Origin of the sequence: Desulfosporosinus cupriresistens (assembly GCF_001707885.1) — a bacterium.
In the GTDB taxonomy this organism is placed as follows: domain Bacteria; phylum Bacillota; class Desulfitobacteriia; order Desulfitobacteriales; family Desulfitobacteriaceae; genus Desulfosporosinus.
The window spans coordinates 1-20686 of the sequence record NZ_MASS01000054.1; the positions used below are offsets into that span (position 1 = coordinate 1).

Below are 20686 nucleotides of genomic sequence, written 5' to 3' on the forward strand. Positions count from 1 at the left end.
GTTAAGAAACCACTAGGTTCTGTTAAATTTGAGTTATTTATCACAGAATTGTTAAAGCGCTCTTCCTATTATTCAAAATTCTCTAGCTCATAATCTTAATAAAAATATGTAAAGGTTGGGTCACAGGGGATAAATTAACAATGAATTTACATTCACTTCATTATGCTTTTACATTCAACTATTATGATTATGAAAGGATATGCAAGAAATGACTAACCAATTGGCGGTAACTCTTTTTTGTTAAGATAGAAGGAGCGATGTAAATGAATTGGAATTGGAATTGGAACTGGAAACCGAAATGGAGTTGGAAAAAACTAAAGTGGAATCGGAAACTAAAGTGGAACTGGAAACCAAAACGGAATCGGAAGCTAAAATGGAATTGGTTTAATAACTGGAAAATGTTCTTTAAAATTAATGCTTTAGTCCTGATAATGGTTTTCTTTATGCTTGGATTAAGCTTTATGGGGTATTACTATTATAGACAAGCCAAAGTGGCTATGAACGATATCTACACGAATTCTCTAATTTCTGTAAAACTAATCAATGAGACAAATGCTAATGTCCGGATGATCCGCAGTGTCAATATAGAGCTTCTTTTGGCGCCTCTGGACAACTCTAAAAAACAAAACCTACTCATTCAGTCAACAGTGCTCAAAGGCCTAATCAATGAATCTCTGGATAACTACACCCCTCTTGCCAACGAGCCCTTTGAAGTTGCCAAGTTAGCAACAGTTAGAGGCGAACTACAAGCGTACAGCGACGAATGGCAAAAAGTAGTTACTCTAATGAATAATAATAAAAGAGACGAGGCCTATTCCTATTTCACGAATAACGTTACCAAAATCTTAGACGATATAAACACCGTGCTTCCTCAACTGGTAGAATTCAGCACTCAGAAAGCGAAAAGTACTATTGTCCGCGAAAATCTAAATTTCGACCGTGCAGAGAAACTTCTGTTCATCTTCCCGCTTGCCGCTGCAGTACTTGCCGTGACTATTGGGGCACTGGTAGCCCGAGCTATTTCCAAACCGTTACAACGAATGCTAACCAATGTCCAAGAACTTGCCTCCGGAAATCTAAAGGTGTCCGAGATCAAAATATACTCTAAGGACGAAGCAGGCCAATTAGCTCAGGCCTTTAATCAGATGACAGTTAGTCTATCTACTCTGGTAAGAAGAGTCTCAGAGTCATCTGAAGAAGTAACTGCCTCTGCTCACGAACTCCTACATATTACGGAACAAGGTACTATGGCCTCCGGCCAAATTGCTGTGGCAATCGCCGAGGTAGCAGGCGGAACAGAAAAACAAGCTGGTGCAGTCAACGAGACCGTGGCAGCTATAGAGCAAATAGACGCTAATATTCAAATGATAGCCGCTGCGAGTCAGTACGTCACAGACCTCACCACAAAGACTGCTGTTACTACAGAAAATGGACAAAGGGCTCTTACACAAGCCGTTGAACAAATGGCCAATATCAACCAAGGAACTCAAGTTGTTAAAGAGGCCATCACTGCTCTGGCTGATAGCTCTGAACAAATAGCAGGCATTGCCCGGTTAATTAACGGTATCACTGAACAAACAAATCTGCTCGCCTTAAACGCAGCAATTGAAGCTGCCCGAGCTGGCGAACATGGACGTGGCTTCTCCGTAGTGGCTGAAGAAGTTCGCAAATTAGCTGAAAAGGCCAAAATAGCGACTGGACAAATCAGTGCTTTGGTGGTGGTCAATAGGGATAACATCGCTCATGCTATCGTTGCTATGGATGCAGAAGAGGTTAACGTCAACGATGGAATTAAAGTGGTCAACACTGTAGGCTGTGGCCTAAGTGATATTTTGAATATGGTCAATGAAGTTTCTGTACAGGTAGGCGAGATTGCCTCTTCAATACAGCAAATGGCAGGTGGTAGTCAGCAAATCGTTTCAGGAGTTCAGGATATCGGAGCTGTTAGCCAGGTTACTGCCGATCAAGCAGCCAAAGCATCTACAGGCATCGATGGATTCACGACTTCTATCGATCAAATTAACTTATCTTGTCAGAGCCTGACAGAATTGGCCCAGAATTTACAAACCGGGGTTAGTACTTTTCAAATCTAGGCGCCCTATTTCCGAAACACTTATCAAGTCAATGCAAATCAATTAAAGTACCGACAATCATTACTCTGAAGCTGTAATGCTCACTAAATATTTTACATATTAGATATTAAAAAACACGAGATAATTCAAAGTGAATCATCTCGTGTTTTTTAATATCCAAAACGTGAATTAACCCCTTCCTATTTTAGTTTTGCAGTCTCCGCTTTTCGGAGGATCAAAAGCTTCGAGCAATATCCGATCATTTCCCGCCGTCGAACAATCCCTATGAAAATCTGCTGATCATCAACGACTGGCACGAAATTTTGTTCTACAGCTCTAGAAATCAGATCCTCCATTTGGGCATTGATTGTTACTGGCAGATTCTGAACATGTTGTTCAACTTCACTCAGGAAAATATCCTGCGTATTTTGAAATGTTAAACCGGGTGTATTCTTAAGCTTCCAAAGCAGATCTCCTTCAGTAATTGTTCCAACATATTTTCCCTCGCTATTAACGAGCGGGACTGCAGAATAACTGTGATACTCCATCCTCTCTAGAGCCTGACGCATCGTTGCATTTTCTTTAAGATACACGACGTCCTTCTTAGGTATAAGGAAAAAAGCTACATTCATTAACATTACGCTCCATTTTTTAAATTTTCAAATGTCAAATACTATAAATCTAAATAATAACCAAACAATTCATATTCATTTTGACGAGTCGAACAGACTTTCAAATCAATTAATGATAAGGTCTATGCTTATATTATAGGGATATCCTTCTAAAAAGAAAAGCAGATAATCCTAAAGGAATCGTTTCTGGTGTTGTTATCTGGATTGTTCTATTTGTCATCTGTAACCCTTCCATCACCGGAAACAGGAAGGACCTGTCCTAAAAATGTCGGTTTTGGCTTGATAAATTCGGAAATAATAAAATCTTTATTTCTTGCAGCTATTTCTCGCAAATTATATACTTTCATTACTTCTCCATAATCCTGTAAATCCGAGGCTACTCCATAAGCATCCAACCCAAGTGCCCGGGCATTAAATACCGCTCTCATCAAATGGTACTGCTGTGTCACAATAATAACCTTATGGACCTGGAAAATATCTCTGGCTCTATAAATACTCTCGTATGTGCTAAATCCCGCATGATCCATGAAGATGTCTTCTGGGGGAATGTTCTTGTTTTGAAGAAACGTTCTCATGGCATTAACTTCATCATAGTCCATTCGTCCATGATCTCCACTAACCAATACCTTGGGGGCCTTTCCCAATTCATATAATTTCTCAGCCTCAACCAGTCTGTCATTCAGCATGGGCGAAACTGTTCCATCTGGAGCAACATAAGCGCCTAGAACTAGAATAGCATTACACTTAGGTACATCTATTGAACTAAGAATATATTTTGACCCCAGATGCTTTACATATTCATTTATAGTTAAAGTGCCAATGGTCGCCGCAATTAACAACACTACAGATACATATAAAATGTGCTTAACACGATTCTTCATATGATAAACTCCATCCTTCACTTATTTGATATTAGCATAAATAATTCTCTTTCACCCTGAGAAAATCCTTTTCTTCGCACTTAGTTCTTCTATCGCGCCACATAATTTTTTATTATGCTATAAATATAAAAAAGGCATCGGTGATATTATAAATAATCGCAGCAATAAAGCTCAGCATCATGGGAATAACCATGTGCATAATTGCTTTAGAAACAGGCGCTTTCTCGAGGTAATAGAGCGATTTCTGATCCGTATTTTCCATATTGAAAACTCCTTTCATGCTGTACGCACCCTAAATTAGCGCAAAAATATAAAGGCACTACTCCAACACGGTTGTTTTGCAGTAGCGCCTTCATGCTGTCCTTAAATCCACTTATTCCTCATCTGGTTTATCTTGTGATGGAGCAGGGCGCTTCCTCGGCCCATACCTGGACGACGATCGAATGGCCTGTCATCAGGACGGAGACTAAAAGGCATCTTTCCAAGATGATTTCGCCCCATTTCTAAACGAGGATCAAATTGTCCATCGGGATAGCTGTCTTCCATACCGCGACGTGGGGAAAACCCTCTGCCATGGAACCTTCTATCGTCCTTTACGAAGGTACCTGTAAAATACTTATGTTCCTATACTTCCCCATCAGAATTTTATCTAAAACTATATCTTATCTTTGAAAAAGCAGGATTGTTGGTCTCGAAATTACCTAAAATAAAAAGAGGAAGCAAGTCGCATCCTCTTTTTTATATTATGCAATTATTTATTTCTATTATCTCGGGTTCGATCTCTAATTCGATCTAAAAAGCTCCCCCTGGCAATTTTACTCACATAGTGGTAATTGAGCACAGGTCTAGTGCGAGGAGCCATTATAATTCCTTACCCTATCTCAGTGCCTATAGAAAATCCCTGGGCAATTTGTTTGCCTATAGCATAGTAATTTCTACTCTCGGGGGCAAATATTAAAGGTTTTATTTGTTCTATAATTGGCTGATCTCCTTTTTCTTGAATGGTCTCATCTATTTTAGCATCCATGACCTCTCCAATAAACTGGGTATGTAGGCCGATTTCAATAACGTGCAAAACCTTACACTCAATATTAATAGGGAATTCTCTTATATAAGGGGCATCAATAAGCTCACTTTTAACCGGCGTAAGACCAGTCTTAGCAAATTTATCTTCTTTTTTTCCAGAGACCATGCCAAAATAATCGGCTTCCCTAACATAGTTTTCTGAAGGAATATTTATTGTGAAAGCTTTTTTTTCCATAAGGTTACCATAAGTATAGGTGGCTTTGCGTAATGAAACCGCAATGCAAGGTGGAGATGAGCAGCAAATACCTCCCCAAGCAGCCGTCATGGCATTTGGATTACCTTCGTTATCATAAGTACATATAACGAAAACCGGTGTAGGATAAACCAAAGTTTTAGCGCCTAAACTTTTTTTCATATATTTCACCTCTTAATTTTATTGACCTGGTCTTCCACCAGGTTTTCTTCTTTAACCGCAATAAGAATAACTGATTTCCCATCAACCAGTTCCGGCCTAATCTTACCGAGAGCTTTAAACTTTTAAGAATTTCATCTACATTATTCCCAATATACTCATAGATTAGCATGTTTATGTACGTTATCGACAATCAATTCAGTAGCTCTTCGATATATTTGTGCGATACCCCTCCACTCCAATTTTCTGCAAGTACTTCGATAATGCAGCAGTTTATGTCCCCTCGGTCAACACCGAACGAATTATGAACCAAAAGATTGATTCTTTCCATGAGCTGATTTTTCATCTCAACGCTTCTACCAGGATACATGATAATTTCTATAAATACAAAGTCTATGTCGCGCTTCATATGCGCACTTCTGCACTCGATTGGGGTTTGAATTTATCAATATCCTACCTACCGCTTGATAACTCGTTATCTATGATTTAAAAAATAATATCATTAGTCCTTTAACCTGGGAATATAAGCCAAATTACTATAAGAATTACGATAGCCATTATCCTATTAAATAGTAAATACACTTCACTCGGTTCAGCATTTTTAAATTTCCATCCCTCAGAAATCATCCATGCGATTCTTGGATTAATTATTCCAACAAGTAAAACTACACTTATGATCAATTTTAAAAATATAGTCATTTCTAACTCCTTTCATCTAAATTTCTATTATTTTGTTACCATTACTATATACCCCTGTTTTACACCCATCCGGCTATGTCTCCCGTTTCGGCGGTCATAATTATCGCCCTTACAAGACATCCCTCTAAAAAAGCTAGACATTCAAACTCCATAAAGCATGAAGCATTTTTATCAAAAAAGATCTGAACTTCGCAAGGAAATTCATCATCTCCATCATTATAAACAATTTGGAGAAGGATTTTCGGCAAAGCTTTCAGAAGCCATGAATAGCCGCCCTTTAACTTACCCTGAAAAACCCCGCCTAATCTGCGTATAGTTTCGCTGAATTTTACATATTCTCCACTTAATATTTTACCGAGCGGATCGGTCATCCATTTTATATTTGTGCTGAATATTATTCCTGGGCCCGTAAGATTAGAAATCGGCACATATGAAAATGCAGGTTCACCCGCACCTTTGGACAAGGTATAATAAGCCAGCACACTGCGGTTGTTGACATTGACCGGCTTACCGTTCGTGGGATTAACACCACGAGAACTAATCTCGTATTCTCGGCCCAGAAAATTTACTGATAAGGCACCATCCGGCTGAGGTGACAGACCAAGTCGTTCAGCCACCTCTAAAAAATCACATCCACTTAATTTAGGTATTAGGCTTTCATAAATTTGTTCATAACCACTACTCATCAGATTCCCCTTTCATTGCACCCTCAGATGCTCATTCTCAAGACTCGTACGAGGGCTGTGATAATTACTCTACCGCCCGTCATATACCTTTCCACATTTTCCCTGGATTTCCTGCCAGATCGTGGATATAATCCGGGAAATAACAAAAAATCTAACAGTTCGAAATGAATCATCCTTTAAAAGCCACAAATATAGCAAGAGCCTGCCCTCGGAAAAAGGGCAGGCTTTGCGTGTAACTTTCGGCAGCCAGCCTATCATAGCACTTTATGAGCGCCGTGGATCCTTCGTCCAGAGTGTCATAGGCCGCATTAAAAGCAAATCATCCGTGCAGGGAATGACAATTTCATCATCACATTCACTCTTGATCGACTGATAACTTATCTCACGAGCTGGGGGATAGGTTTAGGATAATTGCCAAATTGATTGAAGCGCTTCGTATATTGAAAAGAAAAAACCTGCAAACCGATGGTTATACAGGTTAGAAGCCAACATTGAGCTATAAATAATAGACTTATGAATCAATAGTTTTTATCAGCGTAACCAACCCAGCCTTCTTCTTTAACAAGTGTCTTATCAAACTCTCCAACTTTGAAATCAATTTCTTCTGATTGGTCTGATGAAGTTACCATAATCTTATCGTTATCAAAGTCAATTGTTATTGAAGTGTCTTTCCCTGCGTAGTTCTCAAAAAGATATTCGATCTTATCTGTTGGTAATTCAATGGCGAACATACCACAATTATACATGTTCTGTCTGAATATTCTTGCGAAACTTTCAGCAATCACTACATTTATTCCATTTACCTCCAAGGCCCATGGGGCATGCTCTCTGGAAGAGCCACAACCAAAATTGGCTCTTGTTACAATTGCAGCTTTGTTCTCAATATTTTCTTTAGTGTTAAAACCGGTAAGAGATAGATCCTCCAATAAATAGGGTTTCAATGCCTCTTTAGTGATTTCTGTAAGGTACTTTGCTGGTATGATTTCATCGGTATTGATATCACTTCTATCTAAGAATAAGACTTTTCCACTAAATTCTTTCATTTTTCCCTCCCGATACTTACGCTTTATACAATTGTGAATTTGCTATTTTTCCTTCAATCGCTGAAGCTGCAGCGGTAGCAGGGCTCATCAGATGTACTGTACCACCCTTGCCCATTCTGCCATTAAAATTTCGGTTTGTTGTAGAAGCACAGGCTTCACCATTAGCAAGAACCCCATTACTCATGCCAAGACATGCTCCGCATGTTGGGTTTGTAACGCAAAAACCAGCGTTCTGGAAAATTTCAATTAATCCTTCTTTTAAGGCCATGGAATAAATATCTGGAGTTGCGGGACTTACAATTGCACGTACGTCATCACTTATTTTTTTATCCTTAATAATATTGGCAGCAATTCTCAGATCTTCTATTCGACCATTTGTACAACTTCCTATATAAACCTGATCAATTTTGGTACCTGACATTTCATTGACTGTTTTTACTTGATCTGGTTTGTACCCGAAAGTAACCATTGGTTCTAAATTCGTAACATCATATTCATAGACTTTTTCATAAGAAGCATCCGCATCTGAAATCCATTTTGAGTATTCTTTAAAAGCGTCTTCCTTAGTGTTAAATTCGTCTTTAATGAAGCCCCATAGATATTCGACTGTTGTCATATCCGGGTAGCATATTCCACAAGTGCCTCCGGCTTCAATTGCCATATTGCATAATGTCATACGTGATTCCATTGACATGGCATCGATAACCGGTCCAGTAAATTCTATGACCATGTTTGTGGCACCGTTTACTGTCAGTTCTTTAATAATAAAAAGTATCAGGTCTTTGGCATAAACGCCAGGATTTAAGGTGCCATTAAGCACAAATTTAATTGTTTTTGGGAAATGAAAGGCACAGACACCCTTAAGTATGCCTACTTCAAGGTCAGTCGTTCCGACACCTGCTGCAAAAGCACCAAACGCTCCATGAGTACAGGTGTGCGAATCCCCCATAATAACTGTATAACCCGGTCTTACGAATCCTTTTTCTGGAAATATTGCGTGACAAACACCATTTCTTCCGATGTCAAAAAAGTCTTTGATACCATGCCTTTTAGCCCAATCGCGTAGTATCTTTCCCTGTTCAGCAGTTTTAGAATCTTTTGCAGGTGTTACATGGTCTATAACAGCTTTTATTTTCGTGGGATCAAAGACTCTGTCCATTCCCCTTGCCATAAGATCCGTGATTGCAATCGGGGTTGTAATTTCATGACAGAAAACCCTATCCAATTTTAAAACATGCGTATCAGGAAAAGGCATGTTTACCCTGTGTGAATCAAATATTTTTTCAGCTATTGTTTTTCCCATTTAACTTCTCCTTATTTCTTTACATTGAAACCTCTAAACTTATGCTGGTTGAATAACCTTATAACACATTTTATAATAAATCCTTGTAGTATAAAAGGATAATTTTAAACTTTATTAAAACCCAGCCTAGTTGTCCGAAGAAATTTTTTATGGAAGTTTAAATATTCAAGATTATAGGAAGCAATAAGGTTGCAGGAAGTCTTCTTGAATTAGGCAAGAATAATACAGCTTCTACCTCGACTTTTCCCCTCATATAGCGCATTGTCTGCTCTTTTAATTATATCTTCAATCATTCCATAATCTTGGCTTTCGGTTACCCCAAAGGTCATCGTAGTTGACACTTGTACTCCATTATATTCGATAATTTGTTCTTCTATAATTCTCTTTATTCGATCCACCAGTATGCGTGCGCCTTCGATTTCGGTTTCCGGAAGTAAGATCAGAAATTCCTCTCCACCCCACCTAGATACGAAATCTTGTTCTCGCACAGCATCTTTTAGGCTTTTGGATACTACTTTAAGAACATGATCCCCACAGTCATGTCCAAAGGTATCATTTATCTTCTTAAAAAAATCAATATCTGCAAGAATGAGTGAAAACTTCTTTGCATTTTTTTTAGTACTTATGAACTCACTTTCAATTTTTTCCATAATATACCTTCTGTTATAAAGGCCAGTTAAGGGATCTGACCTGGAAATCCACTCCAGTTTCTCGATATTATATTGCATGGATATTATTCGAGATGCTGATGATATCCCTGTAAATACAAACACATATCCCAAAATAATAAATACCAAAAGCAAAAGCATATTCCATGTAAAGTTTAAACTTTTTAAGCCATCAATTGATGTCGTATAGTTATTAATTAACAATAGAAATGCCAAAACTGGGTACAAGGACATAAAACCTATGGTTTTATTAGATACTTTGCTAAGGACTTTTTTGTATGCACTACTTATAAAGAAGTAGCTGGTTGATAAAAGTAATATTTGAAAACACTCTCTAAAAATATATATATATTTTAGATTATATCTAATATCATTAATGCCTGAATATAATTCAGCAATTTTAATAGAAATAACCAGACATATTGTCGAGAACATCCAAATGCTAAACATTGCGAATATCTTTTTTGATATTGATTCCTTAAATACGATATGTATATAAGCTAAATACAAACAGGAGATTAAATATAATACATATTCTATAATCACCGAATTATGTATATATTTTTCCGCACAAATATTGATAATGTACACAAATATTGTAGTTAAGACAAAAGTATTTATGCAGAATACGATTGACTTTTTCCTTGAGAGCAAGGTATGTGTTGTTAAAGTATTAAATAATCCAATAAAGAATAAGTACAATACTGAAGAAAATATCAAATATACTCTCCCCTTATCTAGAATTATTTATAACTCAACCTAATTCGACGTTTAATCGATATATACATTATGTATCTCCCTACACTGCTCTCAGTAAAGCATACCACATATTTCTTTCATAACCACTCTGAATTCCTGAAATAATCCAAGAAACATAAACACCATACCAAATTGATATATGGCTATTCAAGACTAGCTTGTTATTGATGCGGCTTGCGCCTTACCAAGTGGGGTTTCCACAAGCTTCATTTTGAATTTTCATGGTTTTTTATTGTCATCCGTTTCATTCTACTATATAATAAATTGTAATTATTTTAATTTTATATTTTTAATTATAATAGTAATATGTAATACTAGCAATAATTCAAAACGACACAAACTTTTGATTTCTTAACTAAATGAACTTAAAAAACAAACTCTGTGCCAAAATCCGAATCACCCAACAATCGAGCAAATTTATTTCAATATACAAAAGAAGTGCCTAGTTGTCTAAAACGACAATCTACATACCTTCATATCTTAGATCTTGATTTATTTGTGACTGGTTTCTGGCATTGTTGTCAAGGTCGGGAAGTATTTTCTCCTTTCGTCGAAAATCCATCCTTCCCTTGATAATCCAGATTTGTAACACTTACTCAATGACTTTATTACGAGGAGGGGACTTTATGGATGAAAAAGGAAAATGCCCAGTAACAGGCAGAACGAAAAATACTCCTGCAAGCGGTGGCACTTCTAACAAGGACTGGTGGCCGAACCAGTTGAACCTCAAGATTCTTCATCAGAACTCGAACCTCAGTAATCCCATGGCTTCAGAGTTCAACTATGCCGAAGAGTTCAACAAGCTTGATTTGGAAGCCCTAAAGAAGGACCTATCTGTATTGATGACCAACTCACAGGATTGGTGGCCTGCGGATTACGGTCACTACGGGCCACTCTTCATCCGGATGGCGTGGCACAGCGCAGGCACGTACCGCACAAACGACGGCCGTGGCGGCGCGGGATCCGGCACCCAACGCTTTGCGCCCCTCAACAGCTGGCCCGATAACGTGAACCTCGACAAGGCACGCCGTCTGCTCTGGCCGATCAAGCAGAAATACGGCAGGAAAATTTCCTGGGCCGACCTGATGATCCTCGCCGGCAATTGCGCTATCGAGTCAATGGGACTTAAAACTTTCGGCTTCGCCGGCGGACGCGCAGACGTCTGGGAGCCGGAAGAGGACATTTATTGGGGCTCTGAGGCCGAGTGGCTTGGCGACAAGCGCTACTCCGGCGACCGGGATCTCGAGAATCCCCTCGCCGCCGTACAGATGGGTCTGATTTACGTGAACCCAGAAGGGCCGAACGGTAACCCGGATCCCGTCGCCTCCGGCCACGACGTTCGGGAGACCTTCGCCCGGATGGCCATGAACGATGAAGAGACTGTCGCCCTCGTCGCCGGCGGACATACCTTCGGCAAGTGTCACGGTGCAGGCGATCCGACGTATGTCGGTCCTGAACCTGAGGCCGCCGGCATCGAGGAACAGGGCCTCGGCTGGAAGAACAGCTTCGGCAGCGGCAAAGGAGGCGATACCATCGGCAGCGGCATCGAGGGCGCCTGGAAGCCTAACCCGACCAAATGGGACATGGGCTATCTGAAGGTGCTGTTCAAATACGAGTGGGAATTGGTCAAGAGCCCGGCCGGCGCGCATCAGTGGCTGGCCAAGGACGTGGCCGAAGAAGACATGGTGGTTGATGCCCACGACCCGTCGAAGAAAAACCGGCCAATGATGACCACAGCGGACCTCTCCCTTCGCTACGACCCGATCTATGAACCCATCGCGCGGCGCTACCAGCAAAACCCTGAGGAGTTCGCAGATGCCTTCGCCCGTGGATGGTTCAAGCTGACCCACCGCGATATGGGTCCACGCTCACGCTATCTCGGTCCTGAGGTTCCTGCGGAGGAACTGATCTGGCAGGACCCAGTGCCGGCAGTCGATTATGAATTGATTGACGAACAGGATATCGCGGATCTCAAGGGGAAAATCTTGGCTTCCGACCTGTCCGTCTCCCAACTGGTCTCAACAGCCTGGGCATCGGCGTCTACTTTCCGCGGCTCCGATAAACGCGGCGGAGCAAACGGGGCGCGCATCCGCTTGGCACCACAGAAGGATTGGCAAGTCAACCAGCCAAGTCAGCTGAATACAGTGCTTTCGGTCCTTGAAAAAATCCAAAGGTCGTTCAACAGTGCACAGACAGGCCCAAAGAGAGTTTCTCTTGCTGACTTGATCGTCCTTGGTGGATGTGCGGGTATAGAGCAAGCAGCGAAGAATGCCGGTCACAATGTATCCGTTCCTTTTAGTCCGGGACGCACAGATGCCAAGCAGGAGCAGACCGACGTTAGCTCATTCTCGGTGCTCGAACCAGCTGCAGATGGGTTCCGCAACTTCTTAAAAACCAAATTTTCCGTATCAGCAGAAGAACTTTTGCTTGATCGTGCCCAATTGCTAACCTTGACCGCTCCGGAAATGACGGTTCTGGTTGGCGGCATACGCGTCCTGAATGCCAATTACGGACACTCTCAGCACGGTGTCTTCACCAAGAAACCAGAGACGCTTACCAATGACTTCTTCGTGAATCTGCTCGACATGAGCACAACGTGGAAAGCGACATCTGCGGATGAAAATGTGTTCGAGGGTCGTGATCGCGCGACAGGCGAACTCAAATGGAGCGGTACCCGGGTTGATCTCATCTTCGGTTCAAACTCTCAACTCCGGGCCATCGCGGAAGTCTATGCCTGTGACGATTCTCAGGATAAGTTCTTACATGACTTCGTGGCTGCCTGGAACAAAGTGATGAACGCAGATCGTTTCGACCTTGCTTGAAAAGGATTCATCCCCCGATCACCGGGGGATTTTTATATCATAAAGCCTATACCATCTAGAATATGCTCCTTTCTTTTACAGGAAAGATCTTCAAAAACATCGAAGGTTATCTCCGCTTGAACCTGGCGGCCCCTTGGCGATGTCTATTCCAACCATTTGATATTATGATAATAGCCTTACGCGGAAATCATACACTGGTTTCTTCCAGCTAATTTGCCCCGATAAAGCGCCTCATCTGCGCTGGCTATTAGAATGTCCAAGGAGGTGTTTTCCCTGTATTGACATAATCCAAGGGTAATCGTAATGTTTTTGCCGATGTCTGCGTGACAGTATTCCGCTACTGCCCTACGTATCTCATTGGCCTTGCCAAGAATCGTATCAAATTGAGCCATCTCTAGTACTATTAAGAATTCCTCGCCGCCCCACCGACCAACAAAACCACAGTCACCAATAGCTGCCTTTAATATTGCTGATAAAAGTACAAGGATTTCGTCGCCTTTAACATGCCCGAACTGATCATTAATGTCTTTAAAGTGATCAATATCAGCTAAACCAATGTAAAAGTCCTTTTTGTGATCAATAAGTTCCTTGATTTTGGCAAGCACCAACCGTCTGTTGGGCAATTTTGTTAAATAATCTGTTTTAGACATGACTTCCATTTCCTCTAAAGCCTTCTCTAAATCAGAAGTCCGTTCCTTAACCAAGGATTCAAGATTACTGTTCATAAGCTTAAGCTCTGACAAAATAGATTTATTCTCTACAGAGAGCTGCTCAGCTCTTGTAAAGGCATTGGAAAATCTGGCCGACAAGGTATAGGCCTGCGTAAATGTAAATACTGAAACACCGAACGGAATTAGGGAAGGTGTATTGCTAAGTGTCATTTGATAAATAAAATCATTGATAAAGGTTATCCCTAAACAAGCGAAACCCAGAAATACGACATTGGCAAAAGGAACTCTTTTCCACACGCCAATAACCAAGCGAATCATGGCATAGCCTAATAATATAAATGCGAATCCAGCATAAATCATCAATAGCCTGTCCGCTGAACTATAGGGAATCCAGAGGATGAGAAGACCAAATAATGATCCCAGAGCGATACTGAGCTTGACAAACCATTTGGCAAATAGGCCATCCAAAGCATAGTGTAAAAATCCACACAAAGCTGCAAAACCAATAAACACACATAGATAAGCCATTCGTCCGTAAATTAAAAAACTGAGATTTAAATGACTTGGTAAAAATCGTTCTCCTACCAATAACATACGGAGTGAAAACAAGAGGCAAAAAACCCCGAAATAGAGGGGTGCACGATCCTTTGTCCTCATAATATACAGACCCAAATGATAGATTCCCATAATGAGCAGCATACCAAAAAGGAACAAATCCCTGCCTAAACCCAACTGTACTTTTTGAGAAATCTGGGAGGCTAATCCGATTTTAGGCGCCACGATGGTACAATCCTGCGCTGTAAAATCGGATGTCTGATAAATTAGCTCCACTTCATTACTTTCCGGGTTAAAGTAGGTGGTGAGTATATTGTAGAAAGGTTCGCTATTCTCCCCGCTCGTTCCGACTTTTCCCACTTCACCCTGTAGATTGCCGTTAATATAGAGCTTAAAGGATGTCAGTATGATATCTGTCCGTAGTCCATATGTCCTCGTACCCTTAGGCAATTTTATAACGAGCCTCATCGTACCGTAGAATTTGTTTTCCGCAAAGGGCTTGAACCGCGCCATGCTCACTTTGGTGCTGGGTATTTCAATAGGTGTTGGTATAACGTCAACGCCCTTCACAAAGTCTTCATGCGTCAGAAACCGATTGAAGTAGAATGACCACGCGCCTTCTAAGCTAACAATTCCATTTTTCTCAAATGACCAGTTGCTTAAATCCAGAACACCGTTGATTGGTTTTGGTGGTTGCGCGGCAGTTGGGTTATTGAATAATAATGTAGGTGATAAAAGGATGATTAGCACTATAATTACAAATATCGGAGCAATTTTCTTTCTCATAGTATCATCTCTACTTATTCAATCTGGCCCCGTCAATAAAGTGAAAAGGCTGCAGGGAGGGCATATTGTCGCTTTTGTTAAAGTCATCCGGGCAATACCCGTTTGGTACGTAGTCTGTAGAGATGAATCCCAGCGCCATGAAGGTCTCTGCCGTTAATTCACTGCAAAACACTTCCGTATCGGGCGCTGGTTTATTATAAGACCTACCTTCTATGTAGTATTTCAAGGCATTTTCAGCCGTTGGAAATCCACGATCATGAACTTTGTCTATGAAATCCTTAAGCTGTTCTAGCTCCGGTTGCTTCAACGAACGATTTAAATATTTCACCAGAAAATGCGTATCGTAATGTTGCTTGACATCCACCTGGATACGATCATGCAGATCCCCGGTTTTGAGGCTGTCTTTTACATCATTGTAAGCTATCTCTCTAATCATAATCTTAATCATCCTTTTAATTTATTAGCGAAATACCCTTTGCCCACTCCAACCTTACCACCGTCTCCACATACTTTGATGAGATAAAAAAGATGACGTTTAACGGGTAACTCCAAATTCTCTTTGTTTTTGATCCTTGGTATGGTGTCAAATTTATCTTTTATTCTAGACACTAATCTTTTTTTCGAGTTATCCATTAATATTTCCGCGCGATTTGTTTATTCCCTTCCAAGACATTGGAAAAAAGCAAAAAAAAACAAAGACCTAGCTTCTTATTGCGAATTGAACCAATTACTTGATCGTGCCGAATTATAGGGCTGTCGTCTGATACGCCTGAGGACCGCCTCCCTTATCATTTTTATGCTATTATTCTTTAATTAAGCGAAGAAACTCTCTCATAAATCCCGGCAGATCAGGCCAAGCGTGACCTGAAACGATATTCCCGTCCACATGAAGCGTTTCCTTCGTATAAGTAGCGCCTAACATTTCAACATCCAAACTACAGGCGGTATAAGCGGTCATGGTGCGTCCTTTAAAATACGTGTTATTTTTTAGAGCACTGAGAACAAGAACAGCGTGGCAAATGGCCCCGACAGGCTTTTGTGCGTCAAAGAAATGACTTACAATGCGTGGAATATATTCATTTAGCCGAATATATTCCGGAGCGCGGCCACCGGGAATAATCAGACCATCAAACTGCGACGGGTCCACATCTGAAAAAGCAAGATTTGATTCTATCTGATATCCTGGTTTCTCAGTATACGTTTCCCAGCCTTCAAAGTCATGAACGACTGTCCTCAAGACCTTCTTAGTTGGAGAAGCTATCACAGCTTCGTACCCTTCTTCTAATACCCGAAAATATGGGTAGTAAACTTCAAGCGATTCTACTGCATCCCCAGTAATAATAAGTATTTTTTTGGGCATAGGCTCCATCTCTCCCCTCATTCTCATTATTTCACTTCATTACTGAATGAAGTAGTACTCAAAATGTTCCTTTATTATTTCACAATACATATACGGTTTCAAGATAAACCAGTTCTCGTTGCGTAACATAGTCTGATCATAGTTTTGTTCTGCTCCTCAAATTAAGTCATAACCCATTTACATATTTTATCATTTTAACCATGTCGAATACGCAAAAATAAAGTTTGAACTTATGTCTATTTTTACAAGGGTATCAATAACCCACACACCTTCCTCTATACCTCCTCCAAGCGAGGCAATTTTTTGTTTATACTCATAGAATATTCACCTAAAGTATTCCCCCTGAATAATTACCAGGGCTTGAAATGAGGAACCCCTAACCCAGTTCCTTATAATCGCTTTATATGTTAATATTACGTAAGCGAAGTAATAAAGGAGAACGGTATAATGCTTACAGAATATATTCCATCATATGAAACTCTGCTTAATCTAGGAATTGCTATCGGTATCTTTATGCTCTTCCTTTTATTTAGAAAAATCTTTACCAAATATGTCTTTCAACTTATGTTAAAACTAGGTGAAAAATCGCCAACTGAATTTCTTACCCACGTGTTTGTTTCCTTTGAAAAACCAATTCGATGGTTGTTTGTGATTATTGGGATAAATATTGCAATCGGTTATTTCCCTTATATTGAGCAAAGCCATCCCCTTTTTTTAAAGTTGATGAGAGCTTCAGTCATCGCAATGATTACTTGGGGACTATATAACCTATCCGCGGCATCTTCGATGGTATTAATGGGTGTCAATAAACGTCTTAATATAGAAGTGGATCAAATATTAATTCCTTTTTTATCAAAGGCTTTACGGGTTATTATTATAGCCATTAGCTTTAGTATCATTGCTCAAGAATTTGATTATGATGTGAACGGTTTTGTTGCAGGTCTTGGCTTAGGGGGTTTAGCTTTTGCATTAGCAGCCCAAGACGTTATAGCAAATCTATTTGGTGGAGTCGTCATTATCACTGAAAAACCATTCTCTATCGGGGACTGGATTATGACCCCCAGCGTTGAAGGGATTGTTGAGGACATAACGTTTCGAAGCACTAACATCCGCACATTTGCTCAAGCGCTTGTAACGGTTCCTAATAAAAGATTAGCCAGTGAGAATATTACGAACTGGAGCAAAATGGGCAAACGACAAATTAAATTTAATTTGGGTGTAACTTATAACACGCCAAGATTTAAGTTAGAGCATGTCATAAAAAGGATCGATGAATTATTAAGAAATCATAATGGTGTTCACCAAGAGACGATTATGGTGAAATTCGATCAATATAATGAAAGCAGTTTAGATATCTTACTTAACTTCTTTACCGAAATAACGGCGTATGAAGAGTTCATGAAGGTCAAAGAAGATATTAATTTTAAAGTGATGGAAATACTCGAAGAGGAAGGGGTTTCACTCGCATTTCCCAGCCGAACTATATATCTCGAATCTCTACCCGAAGGTGTATCTAAGAGTAACATTTCCTTCGAGAGAGAAAACTAATTGGCGCATGAAACCGGCACTCAGACTTATCCATTCAGCTCGATTAACCCGCCTCGGTTTTTACCAACTCCATTTACCTGCTAATATATCAATCGCATTTAACAGGTATTATCCAAAGATGGGGAGCTGAACTGATGTTAAATACGACTGGCTGGAAAGAGTCCCAGAAACGGATAACCATAAAGAATTAATACACTGTCTATGATGAACGGGGCATTGTGATCTCGGATAATTATGGAAACGACACATATTGTATGAAATATTCAATATATTCAAAAATATTGGAGGGATTACCTAAACTTTGGAGAATATACCAATCCAATTATAGTAAGTATTATTTGGAGGTGTATTATCCTTGAAATATGAATTTAGTGAATTAGTAGACATCTCTTTACTCCAAAATCTTATGGAAGGATTATATTTAGCATCAAATATTTCCTCAGGCATACATGATAAGGATGGTAATATTTTAGTTGCTGTTGGATGGCGAGAAATCTGTCTGAAATATCATAGGGTAAATTGTGAGACCGAACTATTATGTAAACAATGCGATCAGTATCTGAAAAAATATCTGAAAGAACACCATAATAATTGTGAACCATATATATGTTATACATGTGCAAATGGCTTAATTGATGCAGCAGCTCCAATTATTATTGACGGGGAACATTTAGCCACAATTTTCCAGGGACAGTTTTTCTTTGAAGAGCCGAACATAGAGCGATTTCGCAGGCAGGCTAGAAGATACGCCTTTAATGAAGAAGAATACATAAAAGCACTTGCTGAGGTACCAATTTATTCAAAAGCTAAATTGGATTCAATTATACATTTTTTTCTTCAGCTAGCAGGAATGTTGGCCGAAATGGGCGTGGCTAAACTCCGGCTCATAGAATCCAAGGAAACGGCCTTGCAAGAAAGTGCAGAAAGATTAAAAACTATTATTGATAATACTCCCAATGTGGCTATTCAGAGTTATGATGAGAATAGTAAAATACTGTTTTTCAACAAAGCGTCTGAAACTATGTTTGGTTATGTATCTGAAGAGGTAGTTGGGAAAAATTTAGATCAACTATTTTCTGACAAAGAAGTGGCAAATAAATTTTTAGAACTATCAAAGGCTGCTCATGAAACAGGGAAGCCATCTGAGGCAGTAGAATGGACTTTTACGAATATAAATGGGATTGAGAAATGTGTTTATTCAATTCTAATTCCTATACATTTACCGAAAGGAAAAAAAGAACTTATTTGTATGGATATGGATATCACAGAGAAGAAGCATTTTGAAAAAGAAATAAACCGCCTTGAGCGATTAAATTTGGTAGGAGAAATGGCAGCAGGGATTGGTCATGAAGTAAGAAATCCAATGACGACAGTACGCGGATTTTTACAAATTCTCGGAAATAAAAACTATAACCAACAGGATAAAGAATATTTTATATTAATGATACAGGAACTCGATAGGGCTAATTCAATAATTACAGAGTTTCTTTCTCTTGCGAAAAATAAAGCAATTGCCTTAGAGATGAAAAATCTTAATTCTGTGATTTCTATATTGAATCCACTAATTGAGGCTAATGTGTTTTTGTCTGATCAAGAGCTTAAACTAGATTTAGGAGAAATACCAGAACTGCTATTAGATGAAAAGGAAATACGTCAACTAATACTAAACCTTGCCCAAAATGGAATTGAAGCTATGTCTCGAGGAGGGTGCTTAACAATAAGAACTTATAATAAAGGTGATAAAGTAGTCTTGGAAGTTCAAGATGAGGGAGATGGTATTAGTCCAGAGTTAGTTGATAAAATCGGGACTCCCTTTTTCAGTTCTAAGGATAACGGAACAGGACTAGGGTTGGCGGTATGTTACAGCATTGCAAGCCGGCATAATGCCCAAATATCTTTTGCATCTGACAGTGGAGGAACTATTTTTACGATAAGTTTTAAAATTGGGCATCCTCTTAACGGTGCAATTTCCAAAAATCTATCATTGTTGTGTCTTTAAGTTTAGTATAGAATATTTGAAAAAAATTCAGTCGCTTCCCCCCTTGTAGTCATATTTATGTCAGGATCCTCCACTTGACCGATTTTCTAGCATTTCAAATTCAATTAACATGTTTAGAAATATTAAATAGTGGCAATAATTTTTTTAGGGATGAAATACATGTTTGTCGCGAGCACGACCCACCGAGGGAATATACTAGACGAAGCAAAAACTAATGCACGCAAAGAGGCTTCTGGTCAAGGATTTTTAGCTGGTAAAATACATCAATGACATCCTCCGTCAAGTATAGAGGGGGTCTCTAGAGCTCAAACCTTATCAACTTGATATTATGGTACAATAAAACAGGACTTACCTTCTCGTCATTGAGTAGATAAGTCCTATTTTATTGTACCAGGCTTAATTTTTTGCGATCTATAAACTAAAAAGATCATTAGTAATAGCCCACTCATTCGATTGGAACGAAGGAGCATCAATATTGGGTGAGTCTGTCACTTAGTATTAGCTCTTCCTATGGTCGGTGCCTTTGCAATTGTTTTTTTATATTATCTGACAAAAATCATTGGAATGCTAGCATATTCTTTTATATTTGCAATTTTCGGGACACTTGCCAAGAATCCTCATATGCTGCAGACTACTTTGGGCAATTACATCTTTACAGGAACTTCCAGTTTTGGCGGTGCTTTTGCCGGGTTTTTGATAAAGAAATATCTATTTAAAGATTGTAACCGTTCTAAATCCACCTAATATTTAACATTATGAACTTT

At 39.6% G+C, this 20686-nt stretch carries 18 protein-coding genes and 1 pseudogene; 5 read left to right on the forward strand and 14 right to left on the reverse strand.

Going from position 1 to position 20686, the window contains the following annotated elements; all coding sequences use genetic code 11:
* Positions 1 to 398 precede the first annotated feature (398 nt).
* Positions 399 to 2093, forward strand: coding sequence for a methyl-accepting chemotaxis protein (locus tag DSBG_RS17295; protein ID WP_068965579.1), 1695 nt, complete (start codon positions 399 to 401; stop codon positions 2091 to 2093).
* A gap of 179 nt (positions 2094 to 2272) precedes the next feature.
* Here DSBG_RS17295 and DSBG_RS17300 read toward each other — a convergent pair whose 3' ends face one another.
* The 10 genes and pseudogenes from DSBG_RS17300 to DSBG_RS24230 form a co-directional block, all read right to left on the reverse strand.
* Positions 2273 to 2704, reverse strand: coding sequence for a CBS domain-containing protein (locus DSBG_RS17300; RefSeq protein ID WP_068965581.1), 432 nt, complete (start codon positions 2702 to 2704; stop codon positions 2273 to 2275).
* 209 nt (positions 2705 to 2913) lie between these two features.
* Complete coding sequence (locus tag DSBG_RS17305; RefSeq protein ID WP_068965583.1) at positions 2914 to 3585, reverse strand: SanA/YdcF family protein; 672 nt, start codon at positions 3583 to 3585, stop codon at positions 2914 to 2916.
* 124 nt (positions 3586 to 3709) lie between these two features.
* Positions 3710 to 3865: pseudogene (locus tag DSBG_RS22600) on the reverse strand (MATE family efflux transporter); the annotation flags it as partial.
* Between the two features lie 591 nt (positions 3866 to 4456).
* Positions 4457 to 5026, reverse strand: coding sequence for a flavin reductase family protein (locus DSBG_RS17315; protein ID WP_068965587.1), 570 nt, complete (start codon positions 5024 to 5026; stop codon positions 4457 to 4459).
* Positions 5027 to 5216: 190 nt separating this feature from the next.
* Entirely contained in the window at positions 5217 to 5432 is a 216-nt protein-coding gene (locus DSBG_RS17320) for a tautomerase family protein (RefSeq protein WP_068965590.1), read from the reverse strand.
* A gap of 101 nt (positions 5433 to 5533) precedes the next feature.
* On the reverse strand, positions 5534 to 5722 hold the full coding sequence (locus DSBG_RS24225) for a DUF6199 family natural product biosynthesis protein (RefSeq protein ID WP_068965592.1): 189 nt from the start codon (positions 5720 to 5722) through the stop codon (positions 5534 to 5536).
* Positions 5723 to 5781: 59 nt separating this feature from the next.
* The gene (locus DSBG_RS17330; RefSeq protein WP_068965594.1) at positions 5782 to 6408 is read right to left on the reverse strand and encodes a DUF3786 domain-containing protein; all 627 of its coding nucleotides are present in this window, start codon (positions 6406 to 6408) and stop codon (positions 5782 to 5784) included.
* A 518-nt stretch (positions 6409 to 6926) separates the two neighbouring features.
* On the reverse strand, positions 6927 to 7451 hold the full coding sequence (locus tag DSBG_RS17335; protein ID WP_068965595.1) for a 3-isopropylmalate dehydratase small subunit: 525 nt from the start codon (positions 7449 to 7451) through the stop codon (positions 6927 to 6929).
* A gap of 16 nt (positions 7452 to 7467) precedes the next feature.
* On the reverse strand, positions 7468 to 8754 hold the full coding sequence (locus DSBG_RS17340; RefSeq protein ID WP_068965597.1) for a 3-isopropylmalate dehydratase large subunit: 1287 nt from the start codon (positions 8752 to 8754) through the stop codon (positions 7468 to 7470).
* 209 nt (positions 8755 to 8963) lie between these two features.
* The gene (locus DSBG_RS24230; protein ID WP_348980983.1) at positions 8964 to 9872 is read right to left on the reverse strand and encodes a GGDEF domain-containing protein; all 909 of its coding nucleotides are present in this window, start codon (positions 9870 to 9872) and stop codon (positions 8964 to 8966) included.
* A 935-nt stretch (positions 9873 to 10807) separates the two neighbouring features.
* On the opposite strand from DSBG_RS24230, the gene katG reads away from it, so the two are divergent.
* On the forward strand, positions 10808 to 13003 hold the full coding sequence (gene katG, locus DSBG_RS17350; RefSeq protein ID WP_068965601.1) for a catalase/peroxidase HPI: 2196 nt from the start codon (positions 10808 to 10810) through the stop codon (positions 13001 to 13003).
* A 176-nt stretch (positions 13004 to 13179) separates the two neighbouring features.
* On the opposite strand, the gene DSBG_RS17355 is transcribed toward katG, so the two are convergent.
* The 4 genes from DSBG_RS17355 to DSBG_RS17370 all read right to left on the reverse strand — a co-directional run bounded on the left by DSBG_RS17355 (position 13180) and on the right by DSBG_RS17370 (position 16375).
* Complete coding sequence (locus DSBG_RS17355; protein ID WP_068965603.1) at positions 13180 to 15015, reverse strand: sensor domain-containing diguanylate cyclase; 1836 nt, start codon at positions 15013 to 15015, stop codon at positions 13180 to 13182.
* 10 nt (positions 15016 to 15025) lie between these two features.
* Entirely contained in the window at positions 15026 to 15451 is a 426-nt protein-coding gene (locus DSBG_RS17360; protein WP_242877713.1) for a hypothetical protein, read from the reverse strand.
* A gap of 8 nt (positions 15452 to 15459) precedes the next feature.
* Positions 15460 to 15648 (reverse strand): hypothetical protein, encoded by a 189-nt coding sequence (locus tag DSBG_RS17365; protein WP_068965607.1) that lies wholly within the window; start codon positions 15646 to 15648, stop codon positions 15460 to 15462.
* Between the two features lie 169 nt (positions 15649 to 15817).
* A complete protein-coding gene (locus DSBG_RS17370; RefSeq protein WP_068965625.1) occupies positions 15818 to 16375 on the reverse strand; it encodes a DJ-1/PfpI family protein in 558 nt (185 codons plus the stop codon).
* Positions 16376 to 16822: 447 nt separating this feature from the next.
* Between DSBG_RS17370 and DSBG_RS17375 the strand changes: the two genes are divergently transcribed.
* The 3 genes from DSBG_RS17375 to DSBG_RS23235 all read left to right on the forward strand — a co-directional run bounded on the left by DSBG_RS17375 (position 16823) and on the right by DSBG_RS23235 (position 20666).
* A complete protein-coding gene (locus DSBG_RS17375) occupies positions 16823 to 17923 on the forward strand; it encodes a mechanosensitive ion channel family protein (protein ID WP_068965609.1) in 1101 nt (366 codons plus the stop codon).
* Between the two features lie 355 nt (positions 17924 to 18278).
* Positions 18279 to 19922, forward strand: coding sequence for a PocR ligand-binding domain-containing protein (locus tag DSBG_RS17380; RefSeq protein ID WP_068965611.1), 1644 nt, complete (start codon positions 18279 to 18281; stop codon positions 19920 to 19922).
* Positions 19923 to 20432: 510 nt separating this feature from the next.
* Entirely contained in the window at positions 20433 to 20666 is a 234-nt protein-coding gene (locus DSBG_RS23235; protein WP_068965613.1) for a hypothetical protein, read from the forward strand.
* Positions 20667 to 20686 lie beyond the last annotated feature (20 nt).

Excerpts from the sequence above, each read along its gene's own strand:
- DSBG_RS17295 (WP_068965579.1), top strand. The coding sequence starts at position 399 with ATGTTCTTTAAAATTAATGCTTTAGTCCTGATAATGGTTTTCTTTATG.
- DSBG_RS17300 (WP_068965581.1), bottom strand. The coding sequence starts at position 2,704 with ATGAATGTAGCTTTTTTCCTTATACCTAAGAAGGACGTCGTGTATCTT.
- DSBG_RS17305 (WP_068965583.1), bottom strand. The coding sequence starts at position 3,585 with ATGAAGAATCGTGTTAAGCACATTTTATATGTATCTGTAGTGTTGTTA.
- DSBG_RS17315 (WP_068965587.1), bottom strand. The coding sequence starts at position 5,026 with ATGAAAAAAAGTTTAGGCGCTAAAACTTTGGTTTATCCTACACCGGTT.
- DSBG_RS17320 (WP_068965590.1), bottom strand. The coding sequence starts at position 5,432 with ATGAAGCGCGACATAGACTTTGTATTTATAGAAATTATCATGTATCCT.
- DSBG_RS24225 (WP_068965592.1), bottom strand. The coding sequence starts at position 5,722 with ATGACTATATTTTTAAAATTGATCATAAGTGTAGTTTTACTTGTTGGA.
- DSBG_RS17330 (WP_068965594.1), bottom strand. The coding sequence starts at position 6,408 with ATGAGTAGTGGTTATGAACAAATTTATGAAAGCCTAATACCTAAATTA.
- DSBG_RS17335 (WP_068965595.1), bottom strand. The coding sequence starts at position 7,451 with ATGAAAGAATTTAGTGGAAAAGTCTTATTCTTAGATAGAAGTGATATC.
- DSBG_RS17340 (WP_068965597.1), bottom strand. The coding sequence starts at position 8,754 with ATGGGAAAAACAATAGCTGAAAAAATATTTGATTCACACAGGGTAAAC.
- DSBG_RS24230 (WP_348980983.1), bottom strand. The coding sequence starts at position 9,872 with ATGTTTAGCATTTGGATGTTCTCGACAATATGTCTGGTTATTTCTATT.
- katG (WP_068965601.1), top strand. The coding sequence starts at position 10,808 with ATGGATGAAAAAGGAAAATGCCCAGTAACAGGCAGAACGAAAAATACT.
- DSBG_RS17355 (WP_068965603.1), bottom strand. The coding sequence starts at position 15,015 with ATGAGAAAGAAAATTGCTCCGATATTTGTAATTATAGTGCTAATCATC.
- DSBG_RS17360 (WP_242877713.1), bottom strand. The coding sequence starts at position 15,451 with ATGATTAGAGAGATAGCTTACAATGATGTAAAAGACAGCCTCAAAACC.
- DSBG_RS17365 (WP_068965607.1), bottom strand. The coding sequence starts at position 15,648 with ATGGATAACTCGAAAAAAAGATTAGTGTCTAGAATAAAAGATAAATTT.
- DSBG_RS17370 (WP_068965625.1), bottom strand. The coding sequence starts at position 16,375 with ATGCCCAAAAAAATACTTATTATTACTGGGGATGCAGTAGAATCGCTT.
- DSBG_RS17375 (WP_068965609.1), top strand. The coding sequence starts at position 16,823 with ATGCTTACAGAATATATTCCATCATATGAAACTCTGCTTAATCTAGGA.
- DSBG_RS23235 (WP_068965613.1), top strand. The coding sequence starts at position 20,433 with ATGGTCGGTGCCTTTGCAATTGTTTTTTTATATTATCTGACAAAAATC.